The sequence below is a fragment of the Streptomyces sp. L-9-10 genome (assembly GCF_004151105.1).
GTDB lineage: Bacteria > Actinomycetota > Actinomycetes > Streptomycetales > Streptomycetaceae > Streptomyces.
Window position 1 is genome coordinate 126,491 of record NZ_PHRF01000027.1, and the last position, 21,044, is coordinate 147,534.

Annotated in this window: 21 protein-coding genes; 13 read left to right on the forward strand and 8 right to left on the reverse strand. The window is 72.0% G+C overall.

Annotated elements, in window-relative coordinates:
* Positions 1–89 precede the first annotated feature (89 nt).
* The 3 genes from CU044_RS06760 to CU044_RS06770 all read right to left on the reverse strand — a co-directional run bounded on the left by CU044_RS06760 (position 90) and on the right by CU044_RS06770 (position 2,709).
* Entirely contained in the window at positions 90–905 is an 816-nt protein-coding gene (locus CU044_RS06760; protein WP_129767526.1) for an amino acid ABC transporter ATP-binding protein, read from the reverse strand.
* On the reverse strand, positions 902–1,723 hold the full coding sequence (locus CU044_RS06765) for an amino acid ABC transporter permease (RefSeq protein ID WP_240045421.1): 822 nt from the start codon (positions 1,721–1,723) through the stop codon (positions 902–904). The genes CU044_RS06760 and CU044_RS06765 overlap by 4 nt, the downstream gene beginning before the upstream one ends.
* A 104-nt stretch (positions 1,724–1,827) precedes the next feature.
* Positions 1,828–2,709, reverse strand: a complete 882-nt coding sequence (locus CU044_RS06770) for an ABC transporter substrate-binding protein (protein ID WP_129767528.1) — start codon at positions 2,707–2,709, stop codon at positions 1,828–1,830.
* Between the two features lie 360 nt (positions 2,710–3,069).
* Here CU044_RS06770 and CU044_RS06775 point away from each other — a divergent pair, with 360 nt between their 5' ends.
* The 3 genes from CU044_RS06775 to CU044_RS06785 all read left to right on the forward strand — a co-directional run bounded on the left by CU044_RS06775 (position 3,070) and on the right by CU044_RS06785 (position 6,114).
* Positions 3,070–4,083 carry an alpha/beta hydrolase gene (locus tag CU044_RS06775; RefSeq protein ID WP_129767529.1) on the forward strand — a complete coding sequence of 338 codons (1,014 nt, stop codon included), beginning with the start codon at positions 3,070–3,072 and terminating at the stop codon, positions 4,081–4,083.
* Positions 4,084–4,229: 146 nt separating this feature from the next.
* Positions 4,230–5,246, forward strand: a complete 1,017-nt coding sequence (locus CU044_RS06780; RefSeq protein ID WP_129767530.1) for a helix-turn-helix domain-containing protein — start codon at positions 4,230–4,232, stop codon at positions 5,244–5,246.
* A 127-nt stretch (positions 5,247–5,373) separates the two neighbouring features.
* On the forward strand, positions 5,374–6,114 hold the full coding sequence (locus tag CU044_RS06785) for a class I SAM-dependent methyltransferase (protein ID WP_129767531.1): 741 nt from the start codon (positions 5,374–5,376) through the stop codon (positions 6,112–6,114).
* 48 nt (positions 6,115–6,162) lie between these two features.
* Here CU044_RS06785 and CU044_RS06790 read toward each other — a convergent pair whose 3' ends face one another.
* Complete coding sequence (locus CU044_RS06790) at positions 6,163–6,687, reverse strand: DUF5954 family protein (protein ID WP_129767532.1); 525 nt, start codon at positions 6,685–6,687, stop codon at positions 6,163–6,165.
* A gap of 112 nt (positions 6,688–6,799) precedes the next feature.
* Positions 6,800–8,068 carry a D-arabinono-1,4-lactone oxidase gene (locus tag CU044_RS06795; protein ID WP_129767745.1) on the reverse strand — a complete coding sequence of 423 codons (1,269 nt, stop codon included), beginning with the start codon at positions 8,066–8,068 and terminating at the stop codon, positions 6,800–6,802.
* Between the two features lie 318 nt (positions 8,069–8,386).
* On the opposite strand from CU044_RS06795, the gene CU044_RS06800 reads away from it, so the two are divergent.
* Positions 8,387–9,088: a YoaK family protein gene (locus CU044_RS06800; protein ID WP_129767533.1), complete on the forward strand. Its 702-nt coding sequence runs from the start codon at positions 8,387–8,389 to the stop codon at positions 9,086–9,088.
* Between the two features lie 27 nt (positions 9,089–9,115).
* On the opposite strand, the gene CU044_RS06805 is transcribed toward CU044_RS06800, so the two are convergent.
* On the reverse strand, positions 9,116–9,811 hold the full coding sequence (locus CU044_RS06805; RefSeq protein WP_240045397.1) for an NUDIX domain-containing protein: 696 nt from the start codon (positions 9,809–9,811) through the stop codon (positions 9,116–9,118).
* 142 nt (positions 9,812–9,953) lie between these two features.
* On the opposite strand from CU044_RS06805, the gene CU044_RS06810 reads away from it, so the two are divergent.
* From CU044_RS06810 to CU044_RS06840, 7 genes are all read left to right on the forward strand, one after another.
* Positions 9,954–10,397, forward strand: a complete 444-nt coding sequence (locus CU044_RS06810; RefSeq protein ID WP_129767534.1) for a hypothetical protein — start codon at positions 9,954–9,956, stop codon at positions 10,395–10,397.
* A gap of 140 nt (positions 10,398–10,537) precedes the next feature.
* Positions 10,538–11,656 (forward strand): PLP-dependent cysteine synthase family protein, encoded by a 1,119-nt coding sequence (locus tag CU044_RS06815; protein WP_129767535.1) that lies wholly within the window; start codon positions 10,538–10,540, stop codon positions 11,654–11,656.
* A gap of 89 nt (positions 11,657–11,745) precedes the next feature.
* On the forward strand, positions 11,746–12,957 hold the full coding sequence (locus CU044_RS06820; protein WP_129767536.1) for an MFS transporter: 1,212 nt from the start codon (positions 11,746–11,748) through the stop codon (positions 12,955–12,957).
* 65 nt (positions 12,958–13,022) lie between these two features.
* Entirely contained in the window at positions 13,023–13,850 is an 828-nt protein-coding gene (locus tag CU044_RS06825; RefSeq protein ID WP_129767537.1) for a sulfite exporter TauE/SafE family protein, read from the forward strand.
* A gap of 136 nt (positions 13,851–13,986) precedes the next feature.
* A complete protein-coding gene (locus CU044_RS06830; RefSeq protein ID WP_129767747.1) occupies positions 13,987–15,015 on the forward strand; it encodes an ABC transporter permease in 1,029 nt (342 codons plus the stop codon).
* A 143-nt stretch (positions 15,016–15,158) separates the two neighbouring features.
* Positions 15,159–15,698, forward strand: coding sequence for a DUF4232 domain-containing protein (locus tag CU044_RS06835; RefSeq protein WP_129767538.1), 540 nt, complete (start codon positions 15,159–15,161; stop codon positions 15,696–15,698).
* A 205-nt stretch (positions 15,699–15,903) separates the two neighbouring features.
* Positions 15,904–16,635: a VOC family protein gene (locus CU044_RS06840; RefSeq protein ID WP_240045398.1), complete on the forward strand. Its 732-nt coding sequence runs from the start codon at positions 15,904–15,906 to the stop codon at positions 16,633–16,635.
* 81 nt (positions 16,636–16,716) lie between these two features.
* On the opposite strand, the gene CU044_RS06845 is transcribed toward CU044_RS06840, so the two are convergent.
* Both CU044_RS06845 and CU044_RS06850 read right to left on the reverse strand, forming a co-directional pair.
* The gene (locus tag CU044_RS06845) at positions 16,717–17,013 is read right to left on the reverse strand and encodes a UBP-type zinc finger domain-containing protein (protein ID WP_240045399.1); all 297 of its coding nucleotides are present in this window, start codon (positions 17,011–17,013) and stop codon (positions 16,717–16,719) included.
* 156 nt (positions 17,014–17,169) lie between these two features.
* Complete coding sequence (locus CU044_RS06850) at positions 17,170–17,943, reverse strand: polysaccharide deacetylase family protein (RefSeq protein WP_129767540.1); 774 nt, start codon at positions 17,941–17,943, stop codon at positions 17,170–17,172.
* 508 nt (positions 17,944–18,451) lie between these two features.
* Here CU044_RS06850 and CU044_RS06855 point away from each other — a divergent pair.
* A complete protein-coding gene (locus CU044_RS06855; RefSeq protein WP_129767541.1) occupies positions 18,452–20,170 on the forward strand; it encodes a PHP domain-containing protein in 1,719 nt (572 codons plus the stop codon).
* Between the two features lie 255 nt (positions 20,171–20,425).
* Positions 20,426–20,935, forward strand: a complete 510-nt coding sequence (locus tag CU044_RS06860; protein ID WP_129767542.1) for a hypothetical protein — start codon at positions 20,426–20,428, stop codon at positions 20,933–20,935.
* Positions 20,936–21,044: the final 109 nt, after the last annotated feature.

Below are 21,044 nucleotides of genomic sequence, written 5' to 3' on the forward strand. Positions count from 1 at the left end.
GGGCACGCGAGCCCGGCATGATCCAAACGAGAGGCCTTAGGGCCGGGCCGGCGGATACCGGCCGCCTCAGCGCGGCCGGTGCGCCTCCGTCACAGCCGGCCCGCCTCGACGATCCGCCGGAGGAAGCGCCTCGTACGCTCCTGCCCCGGATCCCCGAACACCTGCTGGGGCGTACCGCGCTCCAGCACCACCCCGTTGTCCAGGAAGCACACCTGGTCCGCCACCTCACGGGCGAAGCCCATCTCGTGGGTGGCCAGGACCATCGTCATCCCGTCGCCCTTCAGATCGCGTACGACCGAGAGCACCTCGCCGACGAGTTCGGGGTCGAGCGCCGCGGTGATCTCGTCCAGGAGCAGCAGCCGCGGCCGTACCGCGAGCGCGCGTACGATCGCCGCGCGCTGCTGCTGACCACCGCTGAGCCGGTCCGGGTACTCCCCCGCCTTGTCCCCGAGGCCGAGCCGTACCAGCAGTTCGCGCGCCCGCGACTCCGCCTCCTCGCGGGGGACGCCGAGCACCCGGCGCGGCGCGAGCGTGATGTTCTGGAGGACCGTCATGTGCGGGAAGAGGTTGTACGACTGGAACACCACCCCGATACGGCGACGCACCGCGTCCGGGTCGGTCCGCGGGTCGGTGATCTCCTCGCCGTCGAGGAAGATCGCGCCGTCGTCGATCTCCTCCAGCAGATTGGCGCACCTCAGGAGGGTCGACTTGCCGGATCCCGAGGCGCCGATCAGCGCGGTGACGGTGTGCGGGGCGACATCGAGACTGACGTCGCGCAGGACGACCCGGTCCCGCCCGAAGGTCTTGCGTACGGAGTCCAGTCGCAGCACCGGGGCATCACCGTCGCCCGGCGCGCGAGCGGGCTCCGTACCGGCGGCCTCCGTACGGGTGTCATCGGCCGTCATACGGTTCCTCCCTGGGCGCGTCGGCGGTCCATCCGGGCCGTGACCCAGTCCGTGAAGCGGGTCATCGGGATCGTCAGCGCGACGAAGACCAGGCCCGCGACCACATACGGCGTGTAGTTGAAGTACTTCCCGGCGATGATCTGCGCCGCGTACACGGCGTCCACGGCACCGGCGATCGACACGAGACCGGTGTCCTTCTGCAGCGACACCAGGTCGTTGAGCAGCGGCGGCACGACGCGCCGTACGGCCTGCGGAAGCACGACGTACCGCAGCGTCTTGGCGCTGGACAGCCCCAGCGAACGGGCCGCCGCCCGCTGGGAGGGGTGTACGGACTCGATGCCCGCCCGGAAGACCTCGGCGACATACGCGGAGTACGTCAGCACCAGCGCCGTCCCGCCCAGCAGCACGGGGTCCGTGGTGACGCCCTCCAGCCGCAGCGCCGGGACCCCGAAGACGACCATCAGCAGGCAGATGATCAGCGGCAGCCCGCGGAAGAAGTCGGTGTACGCGGTGGCCAGGGCGCGCACGGGGAAGAAGACCGGGCCGCGCAGGGTGCGGGCGACGGCCAGCAGCAGCCCGAGCAGCAGGACGCACACCCCGCAGACCGCCAGCAGCCGCAGATTGAGCAGCAGTCCGTCGAGGACCTTCGGCAGGGCCATCCGCGCGTACTCGGCGCTGAAGAAGGTCTCGCGGGTGCGCTGCCAGCCGGGCGAGCCGGTGATCACGAGGAACAGGACCACACCCGTCACCAGCGTGGAGAGCGCGGCGACGGCGGTGGCCCGGCGGGCACGGGCGCGTTTGTACCGCTCGCGCGCGATCCGCCGCGCCGAGGGCGTGTAGGTGTCCTCGCCCCCGGCGCCGGGCCGGCCCTCGTCCTCGCCCTCTCCTTCGCCCTTCGTCGGCCGGACGGTGTTCGAGGAGGTCACTTGAGCACCGGGGCGTTCACGGCGTCGGCGAGCCACTGCTTCTCCAGCGCGGCGAGCGTGCCGTCCGCCCGCAGTCCGTCGACGGCCCGCGTGACGCAGGACGTGAGTGCGCTGCCCTTGTCGAGGACGAGTCCGAACCGCTCCGCCACACCGGCCGAGTCCGCGAACTGGCCGACCACCTTCGCGTCCGGCACCTCCGCCCCGGTGATGTAGAAGGCCGTCGGCAGATCGACGACGATCGCGTCGACCTGGCCGTTGCGCAGCGCCGACTTGGCGAAGTCGTTCTTCTGGAAGACGGCGGGCTGCCGCGTCGGCTTGATGATCTGATTGATCGTGTCGAGGCTCGTGGTGCCGACCTGCGCGCCGAGCTTGGCGTCCTTGAGGCCGGCCGCGGTCGTCGCCTTGGCGTACGGGGAGTCCTTCAGCGCGATGACGGCCTGCCGTACGTCGTAGTAGCCCGAGGAGAAGTCGACGGCCTTCTTGCGCTCGTCGCTGATGGAGACCTGGTTGATGTCGAAGTCGAAGTTCTTCTCGCCCGGTGCGAACGAGTTGTTGAACGGCACGGTCTGCCAGACGACCTGGTTCTTCTCGTACCCGAGGGCCTTGGCCACGGCGTAGGTCACCGCCGACTCGAAGCCCTTGCCGCTCGCCGGGTCGTCGTCCTGGAACCAGGGCGCGTAGGCCGGCTTGTCCGTACCCACCGTCAGCTTCCCCTTCGCTCGCGTGGCCAGTGCGCCCGGGTCGCAGGCGGACGCGGAGGACCCGGAGGACGACGCGTCGGCCCCGGTCGAGGTGTCCTGCGGGGCGCAGGCCGTGGCGGCGGCGATGACAAGGAGGGCGGGAAGCGCGGGGAGAAGGCTTCGGGCGGTGAGGTGCATGGCGGGAGAGTGGCACCGCGCGGGGGGCTCTGTCGAGATCAGGGCATTGCGATCGCATGAATTCCGCCGGTGGGCGGGCCCGTGTGGCCGGGATCCGCCCCTCACACTCTCGGTGCCGCGCCGCACGCCACCGCGCCCCGGCCGGCTCGTGCCGCACGCCGGGAGCTCACGCGGCCCACTCGGCCCACACACCACCCACACCACGCACACCACGCACACCACGCACACCACAGGCAGCCCGCACGGTACCCGCCGTCCGGCGGATGGTGTCCGCCGTCCGGCACCCCCGGCGGGCCCGGGTCCGGAGGCAGGATGGCCGCACCGGTCACAGGGGCGTGACCGCGACCCAGGGAGGTACCGATGAACGCCACTCCGTCCCCCGGTGTACGGGCCGGCCGGCCCGGTCCGCCACCGCCGCCGCCGTTCGATCCGGAACTCGCCGCGGCGCTCGGCGTCATCGGTGAGCGCTTGGGCACCGTGCTGAACCTCGATGACATCCCCGCCATGCGCGGGACCGGGATCATCGACCGGCTCTCGGACGACGACCTGCGGCAGGACGGCGCGTTCGAGATCGAGGAGCGGGCGGTACCGGGCCCGCCGGGCGAGCCGGACATCTCCCTGCTGATCGCGCGGCCGACGGGGGCCGGCACGCCGCTGCCCGCGCTGTACAACATCCACGGCGGCGGGATGATCCTCGGCGACAACAGGTCGGGCATCCAGCCCTTCCTCGACCTGGCACGGGAACTCAACCTGGTGATCGTCTCGGTGGAGTACCGGCTGGCCCCCGAACATCCGCACCCGGCGCCGGTGGAGGACGCCTACGCGGGGCTTGTCTGGACCGCCGGCCACGCCGGTGAACTCGGCATCGACCCCGGCCGGATCATCGTCGCCGGCGGCAGCGCGGGCGGTGGCCTGGCCGCCGCCGTCGCACTGCTGGCACGCGACAGGGGCGGCCCCGCGCTGGCCGGGCAGATGCTGATGTGCCCGATGCTCGACGACCGTAACGACACCGTCTCCAGCCACCAGATGGCCGGCCTCGGGATCTGGGACAGGGCGGCGAACCACACGGGATGGACCGCGCTTCTCGGGGACCGGCGCGGCGGCCCCGATGTCTCCCCGTACGCCGCGCCCGCCCGTGCCGAGGATCTGTCGGGGCTGCCCCCTGCGTTCATCGACGTCGGTTCCGCGGAGACCTTCCGGGACGAGGACGTCACGTACGCCGGCCGGCTGTGGCAGGCCGGCGGCCGGGCCGAGCTGCATGTGTGGCCCGGCGGCTTCCACGGGTTCGAGAGCCTGGCGCCGCAGGCGGCGATCTCCCAGGACGCGCGGAACGCGCAGCTGACATGGCTGCGCAGACTGCTCGCCGCCGGCTGACGGGGCGCACCCGCGGCCGGACCTGGAGCCGGTCGCGCGACCGGACCACGTCAGGACCGGCCGATGGGAAAGCGAACGGACCGTGATCTTCCGGAAAGAGCCCGGGAGTGGTTGGCACCGGCCGTTCGGAGAAGCAGGATGAGGGTGTGAAGGAACTCGCGGGCAGGCTTGCGGCGCTGGACCCCGACGCGGGCGCGGCTCTCCAGGTGATCGCGTACTTCGACCGGCTGATCGAGGGCCGCGCGGGCCTGGAGTCGCTGGTGCGCGGCGCGGCCGTGCTGTCGGGCTGCCCGGCCCGGCTGGTGGACGACGAGCGGGGCGTACGAATCCGGGTCGACGCCGACGGGATACGCCAGGACCGGGCCGGACCGGCGCTGTCGTCGTGGATGTCCGCCCCACTGGTGCCCGGCGGCGCCCCGGCGGTCTGGCTGGAGAGCGCGGGACCGCCCGACGGAGTCCACGGCATGGTGCTGGAACGGACCGTGGCCGCCGCCCGTGTGGTGCTCGACCGGACCCGCGGCCGGGCACCGCTGGCGGACCCGGCCGCCGATCCCGCCTCGGTGGAGGTGCTGCTGGACGCGTCGGCCCCGGAGCACGCCCGGTGGCAGGCGGCCGGCCGGCTCGGGCTGCGGAAGGTGGCACGGGCCCGGGTGGTGGCCGCCGCGGGCGATGTGCCGGTGGTCGAGGCGGTGCGCACCCCGGAAGCCCCGCCGCTGTCCGACGGCCGACGCGCGGGCGTCGGTCCCGCGGTGCCCGTGCTCGAACTGCCGGCGTCCGCGGCGGCCGCCAGGACCGCGCTGCGGTTCACCGCGGAGGGCACCGACCAGGATCCGGGGCCGAGGGCGGTGTACGCGGACGAGTTGGGCGGTCTCGCCGTGCTGGCGGCCTCCGTCGGCCCGGACACGGAACCGGTCCCCGACGTACGCGCGCTCGACCGGGCCGTCGCCGCGGCCCCCTGGGCGGCGAGCACACTCCACACGGTCGCGTACTCCACGAGCCTGCGCGCCGCCGCCGCAGAGCTGAACATGCATCACTCCACGCTCCAGGACCGGCTGGCGCAGGCGGAGCACTGGCTCGGCTGGCCGGTGCACGATCCACGGGGACGGCTGCGGCTGCAACTGGCCCTCGCGCTGTGGCGGCTGGGCCGCAACCTCCACCGCTGACGCCTCTGCCGAGCGGTGGTGGCTGTCCGGAGCCCCGCGCTGACCGCCACCTCCTGAGCACCCTGGAGCGACGTTCGGGGCGAGACGTGGGACGGCATGGGGGGCTCTGTCGTTACCCTGGGTCCTGATGTTCACACCCCAGGGCCCGACCCTCCGCGAACTCGCCGTGCAGGCATTCTCGTCCATCGAGCACGGCTACGATCTGCTGGCGCCGAAGTTCGACCACACCCCGTTCCGTACGCCGGGCCATCTGCTGGACGCGGTGGTACGTACGGTCCGGCCGCTCGGACCGTTCGCCAACGGACTCGACATCTGCTGTGGGACCGGGGCCGGAGCAGGTGTGCTGCGGCGGCTGTGCGACGAGCGGGTGGCCGGTGTCGACTTCAGCGCGGGCATGCTCACCGCGGCCGCCGCTTCCGCCTCCTCCGCCGCCTCCCCCGAGTTCACCTCGGCGGCCGTGGACTGGGTACGGGCCGACGCGCGCGCCCTGCCGTTCGCGCCGGTCTTCGATCTGGCCGTCAGCTTCGGGGCGTTCGGCCATTTCCTGCCCGCCGAGCGGCCCGTGCTCTTCGCGCAGGCACACGCGGTGCTGCGGCCGGGTGGCCTCTTCGTCTTTCCCGTTCCGGCCCCGCCCCGCGTCGGCACCCCGCTCTACTGGGCCCTCTGGGGCTTCGATACGGCGATGCGTCTGCGCAATCTGCTCTGGCATCCACGGTTCGTCATGTACTACCGCACGTTCAAGCTGCCCGACGTACGGGACGAACTGGCCCGGACGGGGTTCACCACGCGACTCCTCCCGCTGACGGACCTCGGGCAACGCCCCGACGGCAGTCCCCGATGCGCCCTGGTGGTGGCACGCCGGAAGTGATCCCGGTCCTCGCGGGGCCCGCGCGGGCCCCGCGAGATCCGGTTCCGGTCAGTCGTCCAGTGCCCGTCCCGGTCCCCGGGGTCCCGGACGTTCGTCGAGCACTTCGGGAAACTCCTGGTCCCGCGGCTGCGGCGGCTGCGGACCGTGGCCGGTCATGATGATGGTCTGTTCGATGCGCACCACACGGTAGACATCACCGCCGATGATCACCTGGTCCTCACCGCGCACGACCGCCTCGGCGGCCCGGGTGAAGCGCGGCCCCAACTCACCCGCGTCCAGGGCCCGTACCCGCAGCACATCACGGAGATCCGTCCTGGCCTCCGCCTCGGCGGGAACGGCCGGAAAGAGCTGCCGCCAGCCCCCGTCCTCGTGGAGCATCGCCGCATACGCCGTGTAGTGCGAGACCGACGTCCGCTCCCAGTCCGGACCGCTCACCGGGAACTTGCGCCGCAGCGCCTCCTCACGCCGGCCCAGCTCCAGCAGCCGCCGGGCCGCGGCGTCATCGAATAACTCGCCCGTGGACTCGTCGTCCGCCGTCTCATCGTCCGCCGCTTCGTCGGGGTTCGCGCTCACCTGAGTAGCGTGCCGCAAAACGACGGCCCCCGAGGTCGGGATAGGAGGATCTTCCGGGGTAAATCCCGCCATGTTTACGCGGTGCGGATCGGCCGGGTACCGCCGTCCGCCGTTATCCGCGCCCGCCCGGGAAGTATCGTTCCAGCAGGTCGTTACGGAAGACGCCCCGCGGGTCCAGCTTCGCCGTCAGCGCCTCGAAGTCCGCGTACCGCTCGTACAGCCCTGCGAGCCGCTCCGGGCCCATTGTGAACAGTTTCCCCCAGTGCGGTCTGACCTCGAACGGCGCCAGCGCGTCCTCGATCGCGTCCAGCACGGGCGTGACGGCCGCGGTGTCCGGGTGCCAGGTGAAATGGAAGGCCACGGTGTCCCGTCCATAGGCGGGACTCAGCCATAGTCCGTCGGCCGCGACCGTCCGGATCTCACCGATCTGGAGGACCGGCGAGATGCGCTCCCTGATCCGGGCCAGCGCGTCGAAGGCCGCCCGCCCGTCCTCCCGCGCCACGAAGTACTCGCTCTGGAGCTCCTCGCCGTTGCTCGGGGTGAACTCGGGCCGGAAGTGCGGCAGTCGTTCGTGCCACGGCCCGGTGACGCCGGACTGCTCGGTGCAGGTCGAGGGGTCCATGCCGGGCACCGGGTGCCGGGGGCCGTCGGCGCGTACGGCACCGAACCGGCGGTCCGGTGCCGGATCCGGATCACCGTCGCCGATACGCTCCTTGAGCCACATCAGCTCGATCCGCTCCGTACGCCAGCTGGTGAAGAGGCTCACGCTGTACGCGGATGAGAGCACCTCGTCGAACCGCTCGCGCAGTCGCTCGTACGGGAGCCCCTCGTACACCCACTGCCGGACGTCGTACGCGGGAACGAGGTCCAGCGTCATACGGGTCACGATGCCGGCCGCGCCCAGGGCGACCACCGCCCCCGCGAAGTCCGCGTCGTCCCGGTCGAGAACGAGCAGCTCGCCGTCCGCCGTGACGAGTTCGAGCGCGCGTACCGCCGAGGCCAGTGTGCCGTTGGCCGCCCCGGATCCGTGTGTTCCGGTGGCGCAGGCACCGGCGACCGAGATGTGCGGGAGCGAGCCGAGGTTGTGCAGGGCCAGGCCCGCCCGGTGGACCGCTCCGGTGAACTCGGCGAACCGCAGCCCCCCGCTGACCGTGACGGTGGCGGCCCCTTGGTCGATCTCCACGATCCGGGGCAGTCCGGCCACCGAGACCAGATCGCCGTGGGTGTCCGCGATGGCGTTGAACGAGTGGCCACTGCCCAGCGCGCGCACGGATCCGCTCCCGGCGACGATCTCCCGCAGCCGCTCCACCGAGGACGGCGTGTGGACGCGCGCCGCGTTGAAGGTGATGTTGCCCGCCCAGTTCCTCGTCACGGGAGGTATGGCCCGGTCACGGGGAACGTCGGGGCTTCCGGGCGGCTGGAGCACGGAGTTCTCCTTCTTCGCGGTAGGGGCACGGCGGTCGGGCACTGCGGCCGGCGTGGCGGTCCGGGCTCTGCGGTCCGGCGTGGCGGGCCACGCCCACTCCCGTACTTCTTACCTCATGCGCCCCGGCTCCGGCCCGCGTGGTGCGGGCCGGGCGACCAGCGGCCCGGGGCTAGGGTGTCGATCCGTCGGTCCGTGCGAGAAGTAGTCCGCGGGAAGGCGCCCGCGGAAGCCGTGCGCCGGTGCGGAAAGCGCGAAGGAAGGCAGGTACCCCCCGTGCCCGAAAGACTTCCCGTGGCACCGCGGTGGGCCGTGGGGGCACTGCTGACCATGACCTTCGCGACCGGTCTCGTGGACGCGGTGAGCTATCTGCGGCTGGGGCATGTCTTCGTCGCCAACATGACCGGCAACGTCGTCTTCCTCGGGTTCTCCCTCGCCGAGCAGTACCGGCTGCCGGTGCTGGCACCGATCGTGGCCATGGCGGCCTTCGTGCTGGGGGCGTTTCTCGGCGGGCGGCTCAGCAGGTTCCTCGGTGGCCGGCCGCGGTTCTGGCTCGTCCGCGCCTTCGCCTGCCAGGCCGCCGGACTCACACTGACGGCGCTGCTGCTCGCCACGGGGGTGCTGCGCGCCGAGGGCCGGATCACTCTCGTGGTCATCGCGCTGCTCGCCGGCTGCAGCGGGCTGCAGAACGCGACGGTGCGCCTGCTCGCCCCCCGGGATCTGATGACGACCGTCCTCACCCAGACGCTCACCGGGCTCTCGGCGGAGAGCGTGCTCGGGGCGGGCATCGGCCGGAAACCGCACCGCAAGATCGGTTCGGTGCTGACCATGTTCGCCGGGGCGGCGGTCGGCGCGCTGCTGCTTCAGACGACCCTGGCGGGTGTGGTGGGGCTGGCCGCCGTCCTGGTGGCGTGCGCGGCCGGGGTCTTCGCGCTGGCTCCGGCGCCGACTCCGACGCCGGACGACTCCGTCGCCTGAAGCCCCCCGGCCCGCGCCGCCTGCCGGTCAGCCGCGCTCCGCGGCGACGGTCAGCAACTCCTCGACCCGGCGCAGCGCTTCACGGACATTCTCCTCGGAGGTGGCCTGCCGCGCCTCGGCCGGTATCATCCAGCGCAGCGGGGCCTCCGGGTTCTCGGGACGTGCCGCGCCGGGTTCGGCCGTGGCCAGGACGAACCGGAGGTCCGCGTGTTCATGCGCGGGTTCACCGCCGCCCGCGGCGACCGGCACGATCACCACCTGTGCGAGCCGGGCGGGCGACGGGTCCGGATACGGGACCAGATCCCCGAGCCCGGTCTCTTCCCGGCCCTCCCGCAGCACGATGTCCAGCGGATCGCTCTCACCCGGATCGCCGTGGCCCCCGACCTGGAGCCATGAGCGCTGGCGGGCGTGCCAGCGCATCAGCACCCGTCCGCTCGCGGGGTGCACGATCAGCGCGGACGCCGTCACATGCAGCGGAATCGAACGCAGCCAGGGATCGTCCGCGCCCTCCGCGAGCGCGCGAACGCGGGCCGCGTCGGCGGCCTCACCCGGATCCCGTGTCCGGTACCGGGACAGCAGATCGAGGATCGGTCGGCCGACAGCGTGCATCGCGTTCTCCATGCCCGTGCTGTCCGTCATATGCGTCCTGCCCGTCGTACGCGTCAACTCGTGGAAGCCGGCGCGGTCTTCGCGCGCCGCGCCACCGGGGAGGTTACGGATCACGGAAGCCGATGTCCTCCGAGTTTTCGGCGCGCGGGGCTTACCGCCCGTGGCGGCCACAGGTTCCACGGGTCGCTCGCCCGCACAGCGCGGCGAGCGGCCTCCGATTGCGACCTGGGGTGACCGATCGCATACGCTGCGCTACATGAACGGTGCGGCGTGGAGCGGGAAGAGCGGGCGCGGGTCGAGGTCCTGCCTCGTGCTGCTCACCGTGCTGGCCGCGCTCCTGCATGTGCTGGGCTGCGCGCACGGTCCGGTCTCCGCCGCGCCTCTGCGGAGTGTGGCGACACCCACGGCGGCGGTCGCGTCGCCGTACCCCGCCCCCGGTCACCCGCCCGCGCCGGTGGCCGGCTGCGCCGGCCGGGCCAGCCATGGGGCGGCTTCCTGCACCGACACGGACGAGCCGAGCCTCCTGCCGCAGCGTCCGGACGCCTCGCCCGTGCCCCTCACGGTGGATGGACCGCACGCGCCCGACACCGCCGTACGGAACCCGATGGGCGCACGCGCCCAGGCGGCGCGCGGGGACACCCCAGGTGGCCGGTGCACGGAACAGCGGCGGCGCGCGGCGCTGGGTGTGTGGCGGAACTGACGGGCGCCCCTGGCCTCTGACGGTGCGCGAGCGGTTCTGCCCGCCCGTACCGCCGGTGGCTCCCCAGGCTCTCCGACCGTTCACCCCCTCACCACGGCCCTGTCGCGCCCACGCGCGGCCGGCCACTGGAGCTCTGCGCGATGGACCACTTCGACGTTTCCCCCGCCCCTCAGCCGGCCCACACCCCCGCGGCGCTGGTCGGCGACACCCCGACGCTCTGGATCGGCGCCCCGTTCACGGTCCCCGGCCGTGGCTTCTGGGCCAAGCTGGAGGGACACAACCCCGGCGGAATCAAGGACCGGACAGCCCTCTACATGGTGGCGCGCGCCCGGGAGCGCGGCGAACTGCCGCCCGGGGCACGGATCGTGGAATCCACCTCCGGCACGCTGGGCCTGGGGCTGGCACTGGCCGGGGTGACCTTCGGCCATCCCGTCACCGTCGTCACCGATCCGGGAATGGAACCGCTGGTGACCGGGCTGCTGACGGCGTACGGCGCGGACATCGAGCTGGTACGGGCGCCGCATCCGGTGGGCGGCTGGCAGGAGGCCCGGCGGCGCCGGGTGGCGGAACTGCTCGCCGCGCATCCGCACGCGTGGTGCCCGGATCAGTACCACAACCCCGACAATGTGGCCGCGTACCGTCCGCTCGCCCAGGAGCTGGTGTCCCAACTGGGCCGGATCGACACGCTGGTGGCGAGCGTCGGTACGGGCGGGCACTCCGCCGGGATCGCCAGTGTGCTGCGCCACCACTTCCCCGCCCTGCGAGTGGTGGGTGTCGACACCACCGGCTCGACCATCTTCGGCCAGCCCGCGGCGCCCCGGCTGATGCGCGGTCTGGGCAGCAGCATCCATCCGCGCAATGTCGCGTACGGCCTCTTCGACGAAGTGCACTGGGTGGCCGCCCCGGAAGCGGTCTGGGCCGCGCGTTCGCTGGCGCGGGCGCGTTACGCGACGGGCGGCTGGAGTGTCGGGGCCGTCGCTCTGGTCTCGCGCTGGCTGGCCGCCGTACGGCCGCCCGAGGAGCGGATCGTGGCGGTCTTCCCGGACGGGCCGCAGCGCTATGTCGGGACCGTCTTCGACGACGCGTACTGCCGTGAGCACGGGTTGCTGGGCCACCGGCCCGCCGAGCAGCCGATGGAGATCGCGCACCCCGGCGAACGCACCGTCACCCGGTGGACGCGCTGTACCACGGTGGTGGACCCGCTCGCCGCGACCGGTCCGGAAGCGGGCGGCGCCGGCCTGGCGGGGGTGGCCCGGTGAAGGGATCCGTGACAGCCCCCGGCCCACACGCCCGGACGACGGGCCTGTGGGCCACGACCCGGTCCTTTCCGCCCGCGGCACGTCTGCTGATGGCGAACCAGTTCGCCATCAATCTCGCCTTCTACATGCTCATGCCCTATCTCGCGGCGCATCTGGCCGGTGGGCTCGGGCTGGCCGCCTGGGCGGTCGGTCTGGTCCTCGGCGTACGCACGCTCTCACAGCAGGGGATGTTCCTGATCGGCGGCGCCCTCGCCGACCGCTTCGGCTACAAGGCGCCGATCATGGCCGGCTGTCTGCTGCGCACGGGCGGTTTCGCCCTGCTGGGCTGGGTGGACCAACTGCCCGCGCTGATCGTGGCGTCGGCGGCGACCGGGTTCGCCGGCGCGCTGTTCAATCCGGCGGTACGCGCGTATCTGGCGGCGGAGGCGGGCGAGCGGCGGGTCGAGGCCTTCGCTGTCTTCAACGTCTATTACCAGGCCGGGATGTTGCTGGGTCCTCCGGTGGGGCTCGTGCTGCTCGCCGCCGACTTCCGGCTGGTGTGCGTGACCGCCGCGGTGATCTTCGCCGCGCTGACCGCGCTCCAGTGGCGCGCGCTGCCCGCACGGGGCGGCGGGGAGAGCGCGGGTGAACGGCCCTCGGGGATGGGCGCGCAGTGGCGCACGGTGCTGGCCAACCGGCCGTTCCTGCTGTTCTCGCTGGCGATGATCGGCTCGTACGTACTGACGTTCCAGGTCTATCTGGCCCTGCCGCTGGCCGCCTCCGACGCGTTGGGGCCGGCCGCCGAGAAGGCCACGGGCGCCCTGTTCGTGATCTCGGCCGCCGTCGCGGTGGTGGGGCAGACCCGGCTGACGCGCTGGGCCACGCGGCGCTGGAGTGCGCCGGGAGCGCTGACGCGGGGGCTGACCGTCATGGGGCTGGCGTTCGTCCCGCCGGCTCTGGTCCCCGCCGGTGACGGGCCTACGGCACGGCTGTGGATGCTCGCCGCGCTGGTGGCGGCGGTCGTCGCGCTGGCCGTGGGGAGCGCGGTGGTCTATCCGTTCGAGATGGACACGGTCGTCGCGCTGTCGGGCGACCGGCTGGTCGCCACCCACTACGGCCTCTACAACACCGTCTCCGGGCTGGGGATCACGCTCGGCAATCTGGGCACGGGCGCGCTGTGGGATGTGGCACAGCGCCACGACGCCCGCTGGCTGCCCTGGGCGATGCTGACCTGTACGGGCCTGACCTGCGCCGGAGCGGTGTTCGCGCTGGCGCGCGGCGGCCGGCTGACCGCTCCGGTGACCCGGCCCGTACCCGGCTGAGTGCCGCTTCGAGCGCCGCCCGCCCCGTAGCGGTCCCGCACCAGGGCATATCATCGCTTGCCGAAATGGACATATCTTGGTGGGGATTCGCCGCGCTCGCCGCGGCGGCGGCGCTCGTCGGCTTCTCGAAGACGGCGGTGAGCGGCGCGAATACGGTCAGTCTGGCCGTTTTCGCGGCCGTGCTGCCGGCGCGTGAGTCGACGGGCATACTGCTGCCGATCCTGATCGTCGGTGATGTGGTGGCCGTGCTCACCTACCGGCGGCATGCCCACTGGCCGACCCTGTGGCGGCTGTTTCCCGCGGTCGCCGCGGGGGTGGTGGCGGGCACCGTCTTCCTGCTCTGGGCCGATGACGCCGCCGTCCGCACCTCGATCGGCGCGATCCTGCTGCTGATGGCGGGCGTCACGATCTGGCGGCGACGCCACGGCGCGGACAACACGGCCGGCGCGGACAGCTCGGACAACGCGGGCAGTGCGGGCAGCTCGAAGGAGACGCCGGAAACGGCCGCCGGGAATGGCGGCTCAAAGGCGTCGTCCGCCGGTCGCGTCAAGGCGCGTTCGTACGGCGTGCTCGGCGGGTTCACCACCATGGTCGCCAACGCGGGCGGCCCCGTCATGTCGCTCTATCTGCTCTCCGCGGGTTTCCGGAAGCTCGGTTTCCTCGGCACCTCCGCGTGGTTCTTCCTGATCGTCAATACGTCCAAGCTGCCCTTCAGCGTGGGACTCGGCCTGATCGACGGCCGTACCCTGCTGCTGGACGCCGCTCTCGTGCTCTTCGTCTTCCCCGGCGCCCTCATCGGCAAGGCGTGCGTGGACCGGATCGACCAACGGGTCTTCGAGCGGCTGGTGATCGGCGCGACCGTCCTCGGTGGCCTGCAACTTCTGCTGCGCTGAACCGCGTCCCCTCACCGCCCGACGGGCGCGGAGGACATGTACGGTCATTCCGATATGAGTGGTTTACGGTGCCTCCATGGACGCGGATCATGAAGGTCACCCACGCTCCGGCGGTGCGCACGGCAGACATCGGACGATGCGCGAACGCTGGTCCGCCTTCACCGCCTCACCGTTCCTCCCCGCGATCGTCCTGACCTTCATCCTCGCCGCGGCCGCCGGGCTCTTCGCGGGTTCCTACACGTACAACATGGCGAATCCGACGCCCCATCGGATCCCCGCCGCCGTGGTGGGCCCCACCGGCACGGCACACGCCACCGCGTTCGTGAACGGCATGGAGAAGGCCCTGAACGGCGCGCTCGAACTCCATCGCTATCCGAGCGACACGGCGGCGCGGCGCGGGGTGGAGGAGCAGGAAGTCTTCGCGATCCTGACGTTCCGTACGGACCGCGCCGACTTCGCGGTGGCCGGCGCGGCGGGCGCCTCCGTCGCGCAACTGCTCACGGAGACGGCCCTGCCCGTGGCCAAGGCCGTCGGGCTCCCCCTGCGGATCAGCGATGTCAAACCGCTCCAGAAGGGCGATCCGCGCGGGCTGGCGCTCTTCTACGTCTCGCTCGCCGCCGTGATCATCGGCTTCGTCGGGGCGATTCAACTGAGCGTCCACGCGCGCGAGCTGAACCCCTGGGAACGGATCGCCTTCACCGTGGCGTACTCCCTGCTCGGCGCCTTCGCGATCGCCTCCGTGGTCGACTGGTGGCTCGGCGCGCTCGATCTTCCGTTCGTGGAGTCCTGGCTGATCCTGGCGTTCACCATGTTCACGTCCGGGATGGTCTTCTCCATGTTCAACACCCTCATGGGCCGGTGGGCGATGCTTCCGACCTGGGGGCTGATGGTGCTGCTGGGCAATCCCTCCTCCGGCGGGGCCGTCTCCTGGCCGCTGCTGCCCTCCGTGCTGGGGCTCATCGGACGGTGGCTGCCTCCGGGCGCCTCGATCAACGCCAACCACACCGCGGTGTACTTCGGCAACGCCCAGCACGTGTTCCCCTTCGCCGTCCTGGCGGGCTGGGCGTTCGTGTCCATCACCGTGTTCTGGTTCTGGCGTCACCGGCACCCCGGCGGCCGGGAGCACACACCGGCGCACGCCGGCGCGGACCCGGCGCCCCCGTGATCGGATCTCGCCGGTGCAGCACAACCGCCTGAGCCGTTCGCGTGTCATCTCCGGCAAGCGGTACAGCACGACCACTGCCGGCCGGGACCGCTGTCCGGCGCCGTGCCGCTCACCACCGACCGACCGAAACGGGGAATCCATCCATGCGTATCCGTCCTGCTCTCATCGCCCCGGCGGCCGCCGCCCTCACCGTGCTCCTGCTCGCCACGGGCGCCTCGGCCGCCGTCCCCGCGCCCGCCGGGATCTTCACGCCCGCGGCGCTCGCCACCTGCCGCGAAGGCGCGGTCAAGGTGACCGCGACCGCGTCCGGCACGGTCGACCAGGTCCGTATCAGCGTCACCAACAAGAGTGGCCGCGCCTGCGCCGTGGACCACATCCCGACCGTCACCTTCGGGGACCTGGACGGAACGGCCCAGCCCGTACCGCCCGTGGAGAGCGCGCCGTACAGGCTCGCCGCCGGAGGTACCGCGTACGCCGCGGTGCGCACCATCGACCCGGCCGCCGAGGACTCCCGTACGGTCGCGTATCTGACCGTCGCGGGCGACCCCTCGCACCACGGCACGCGGTTCGACGCCGCGTCCCTGGGGTCGCCCGCGGGCATCCCCGTCTGGGAGCCGGTCACCACGCTCTGGCAGCCCACCCGTGCCGGGGCGGACGCCGCACTGGCCGCCGCCCCGCGCTGAGTTGCTCCGGGGGTCCGCGGGCCGGCGGGCCCCCGGAACCGCTGCCCCGTCGGGGAAGTGGCGCCGGGCCTGGCAGAGTAGGGGCACTGAACGGGGGCAGCAGACAGTGGCAGCGGAGAGCGACAAGAGTCGGGGCGAGGGTGGAGTGAACGGTGTGGAGCGGGACAAGATTGACTCACAGACGGTGGCCGGAGGTCCCTGCTGGGTGACGCTGCTCTCCCGTGAACTGCCCGCCGCCCAGGCGTTCTACAGCGATGTACTGGGCTGGACCTACCGGCCGGCGGGGCTCGGGGACGACTTCTGCGTCGCCCTCTCCGACGGAATGCCGGTCGCGGGCATCGGCGCGCTGGCGGCCTCGCTCCAGGTCGCCGTCTCCTGGACGCCGTATTTCGCGGTGGCCGATGTGGACGAGGCCGCGGCCCGGATCAGGGAGCGCGGCGCGACCGTCGCGGTCGGTCCGCTGGCGTTCCACTCGGGCCGGGCCGCACTGGCCGCGGACCCCGACGGCGCGGCGTTCGGCATCTGGGAGGGCGCGGTGCGCTCCGACTGGACCGTGGGGCGCGGCAGCGCCCCGGCCTGGCTGGAGCTGCACACCCGCGACACCGACGACGCGGCCAGGTTCTACAGCCAGGTCCTGGGCTGGGCACCGGAGACCGAGGGCGGTTTCACCCTCGTCCGTGAACACGATCACGCGGTGCTGCGGCAGGACGAGCATGTGGTCGCCAAGATCCGCGGCGGCGCCGTACAGGCCACGCCCGATCCGCGGATCCGCCCGCGCTGGCATGTGTATTTCCGGGTGCCGGAGGTGTCCGGTTCGGTGGAGGCGGCACTCAAGGGCGGAGGGGCGCTGCTCTCGCCGCCGGACGCGTCGCTCGCCCCGGCCGAGGCGACGCTGCGCGATCCCGACGGCGCGCTGTTCACCGTGACGTCGGGCTGACGGAGCGGGCGCGTCCGGCGTCCGGCGTGTGACCGTCCGGCCGGTGACCCCCCGGCCGGTGCGGTGCGCCGCGCCGGCCCGTCAGGCGGACCGCACCGGCGGCACGCCCTCGACCTCGAAGACGACCTCGTCCTCGTAACACCACCACCAGCCCTCACCCGGCTCGTACGAACGGATGAGGGGGTGACCGGACGCGTTGTGGTGCGCGGTGGCGTGCCTGTTCTTGGAGGAGTCGCAGCAGCCGATGTGACCGCAGCCCTGGCACTCCCGCAGATGCACCCAGGTGTCGCCCATGGCGACACAGTCGGTGCAGCTGTCCGGGCTGTCCGGGGTCACCGGCCCCACATCCGCGAGATGACTGCAGATGAACCCTCCCACGCGCTCTCCGCTCTCCGTCATCACGCCGCCGCCCGTCCGACCGCACAGGTCACTCGCACAGGTCACTTCGAGTCAGTCGCCTTTTTTTCACCGTACGGCCGGTCCTCCGCCACCGCCAGCAGGAGGGGAACCCCGGGGTGACGGAGGCGGCGGAGGTCAGGGCTTGTAGACCTTCCCCGGTTCGGCGTGTCCCGGCGCCAGCAGCTGGGGGACCGTGACGAATGTGTAGCCGCGCTTCTTCAGCTCCTCGATGATCCCGGGGACGGCGGGCACGGTGCCGTCGTAGATGTCGTGCAGCAGGATGATGCCGTCACGGTCCGCCTGGTCGAGGATGCGCTTCTTGATGAGCTTGGAGTCCGTCGTCGAGTAGTCCTTGGCGGTGGCGCTCCACATGATCTGCGCGAGGCCGAGCTCACGGCTCACCTTCGTGACCTCGTCATTGGTACGGCCCTGCGGCGGGCGCATCAGCGTGGGCTCGCGACCGGTGATCTCCGCTATGGCGTCCTGCGTACGCGAGAGCTCCTCGCGGACGGCGTCGGGGTCCTGGTCGGTCAGGATCTCGTGCGACCAGGTGTGGTTGGCCACCTCGTGGCCCTCGGCCGCGATACGGCGCACGAGGTCGGGGTGTTTGACGACGTGGTTCTTGCCGAGCAGGAAGAAGGTCGCGGGGACCTTCTCCCTCTTGAGGATGTCGAGCAGTCCGGGGGTGTGCTCGGACGGTCCCGCGTCGAAGGTGAGGGCTATACAGCGTTCCTTCGCGCAGTCGACCGTACCGTCCGCGACCTTCGCCCCGTTCTCGGCGTCGCCTCTGGCGTCGGCGGGCGAGTGGCCGTCGTACGAGGAGCAGCCGGTCAGCATCAGACCGAGCGAGGCGGCCGCCACCAGGGCGCTCGCTGCTCTCAGGCCGCGTACCAGAGTATTTTTTGGCATGACAAATCCCTCTTCCGATGGCTGGGTGGCCGGTGGGAGAGAAGGCCTCAGTCGCGCAGCACTGAGCCCGCACCGGGCCTGGGTGGGAGCCGGCGCGCGGAACGGCGCGCCGGGTGACGTGGGTTGGGCCGCGGCCCCGGAGGGCCCGGCGAGCCGGCTATGCCATGCGGAACACGCCGAACACACCGAACACGCGACGTGCGCGGCGGGACGCCGCCGCGGACAGCGGGCAGGGCGAAGCGGGGTTCACTCGCCCGGACAGGGCATGGCCGAATGACATACCCGCACTATACATAGCGCGTATACATGCAGTGCATAGTGGGGCTCTTTCCTCCCCCGGGAGGTTCAGCGAAGGCGCCCACACCCGTACGACCTGCACCGACGCACCCCGGACCAGGATTCCGTACGGCATTCAACGTCCCACGTACGCGCTCCCGTCGCCGAGCCGTCATCCCGGTAATCGAACATCTGACCCGCTGGGCATCACAGGCATCGGCAAGGAGCAGCAATGGGCCACGGCCATCACCACCCGCATGACCACGCACACGACCACACGCACCACGTCCAGGCCGAAACCGGTCCCTTGCCTCCGGCGCTCGACGCCGACGTGCCGGACAGTGAGCTGTCGCCCAGCCAGTTGTCCCGCCGCTCGATGCTGCGCCGCACCGGTCTGCTCGGCGCGGGCCTGGCAGGGGCGGGCGTGCTGGGCGGGGCCGCCGCCGCGGCCGCGCATCCGGGCGGTTCCGGCAGTTCGTCCGGCCGGGGCAGGAGCAACGGCTTCCTCTGGCTGGCGGGCGACCACCACATCCACACGCAGTACAGCAGCGACGGCAAGTACCGCGTCGTCGACCAGGTGCGCCAGGGCACGGCGCACGGGCTCGACTGGATGGTCATCACCGACCACGGCAGCGCGGCGCACGCCAAGATCGGTGTGGAGAAGGTCAACCCGGACATCAAGGAAGCCCGCGAGACCTACAAGGACCAGCTCGTCTTCCAGGGCCTGGAGTGGAACATCCCGGGCGCCGAGCACGCCACGGTCTTCGTCCACCCGGGCCGCAACGAGGTGGAGGTGCTGAAGAAGTTCGAGACCGACTACGACGGCAGCCTGCACCCCAGTACCTCCAACGCCACGAACGAGGCACTGGCCGTCTCCGGGCTCCAGTTCCTCGCCGACCAGGTGCGCCGGCGCAAGGTCGACGACGCGGTGATGCTCGCCAACCACCCGGCCCGCAACGGCATCGACTCGCCCCACGAGATCCGCGGCTGGCGCGACGCCACCTCGGCCGGCCACCCCATCGCCATCGGTATGGAGGGCGCGCCCGGCCACCAGGCGGCGGGTCTGCCGAAGCCGGTCGGCAGCGGCGGTGGCCGCGGTTACTACGAGAACGCGCCCGGCGCGAACTCCTTCGCCGCGTATCCGCCGGAGAGCTACCGCACCTGGGGCGGCTTCGACTGGATGACCTCCACGGTCGGCGGTCTCTGGGACAGTCTGCTGGCCGAGGGCAAGCCGTGGTGGATCACCGCCAACTCGGACTCCCACAGCGTCTACGCCGAGCCGTCCGTGATCGGGCCCGACGACGACTTCAACGCCAACGGCAAGCACTCCGACCCCGTGTACGGAACCGGCCTCGACCTCGGGAAGGGCGACTACTGGCCGGGCCACTACAGCCGTACGCATGTCGGCGCGGACCGGTTCTCGTACGCGGCGGTCATGGACGGTATGCGGGCCGGCCGGATCTGGGTCGACCACGGCGGTCTGATCAGCGGTCTGGACGCCCGGGTCAAGGGCGGCGGGCGCTGGGCCACGCTCGGCGGCGCACTGCACGTCAAGCGTGGGACGGACGTCGAGCTGTCCATCGACATCGCGCTGGCCAACGGCGCCAACTGGGCGCAGTTCGTGCCGAAGCTGGCCCGGGTCGATGTCATCCAGGGCCAGGTCACCGGCCACGTCCACGACAAGGACACCTTCACCGCGCCGACCGCCAGGGTCGCGAAGTCCTTCGAGGTCGACAAGTCGACAGGCACTGTGCGGCTGACGTACAGGCTCGGCCGGGTCTCGGGACCGCTCTACGTCCGGCTGCGCGGCACGGACGGCAACCGCACCGCCGTGGGGCCGAACGGCGTGTCCGTCGACCCCGTGGGCCCGGCGATGGACGTGCTGGGCGACGCCGACCCGTGGAAGGACCTGTGGTTCTACTCGAACCCCATCTGGGTGCTTCCGTCCTGACCGCACCCCCGGGAACAATCGGCGGGGCTCCGCCGTTGGACCCAGTGAGGGTGTGGATGGAACTGAGTCCCCGGGCCCCATATGAGAATCGCCCATGGGGAAGATCGTTCGGCTGAAGCCCCATGGAGCCTATCGCCGCGAGGCGACCGCCATCCACGCTCTCCCTTATGACGACCCCGACCGGCGTCCCCCGTCCGGTCGGGGTCTTCTGTCGGTCCGGGCGCGGAAACAGGGCGGAAGGGGACGGCGGCGGGGATGACGAGCGAAGACGAGGGGACGGAGCGGTCCGGTGGCTTCGAGGCCGCGACGGGCGACGGCCCGGTGTGCGGGACGACGCCCCAGGCGCGTACGGCCGAGGTCCGGGTCGCCTATGAGGGACTGCTCCAGATCCGACGGCTGACACACGCCGGGGCAGGGGATCCGACGGCGGTTCCCGCCCCGTGGGAGCGGCGGCGGCCGGTGCGCGCCGTCGCGCTCGCGCTGGAGGCCGCCGGTCTCCCGGCGTCCGCGGTCGACGGCTCGGGACAGCGGGTCGCGACGGGATATCGCGTACGCGCGGGTGATCCCCCCGCCACCGCGAGGGCCGGTGAGACTCCCGCCGCCGTACGGGTGGAGTGGCTCGGCCCGCACGGCGGAGGGGCCGCCCAGGACGAGGAACGGGCCCTGACGGAGTGCGCCGCCGTACTGACGCGCCTGGGGTGGGAGGCCCTGCTCTACCGCGGGCCGCGGCGGCGGCGCTTCCTGGAGGTCGAACCGGCCTCCTGAGCCGCCTCCCGACCGCGCCCGCCCGGTGGAGGACGGAAACGGGAACACCCCGCGCACCGTCATGTCGCTCCGGTGCCCGGGGTGTTCCTGTTCTCCGGTCCGTCCCGGG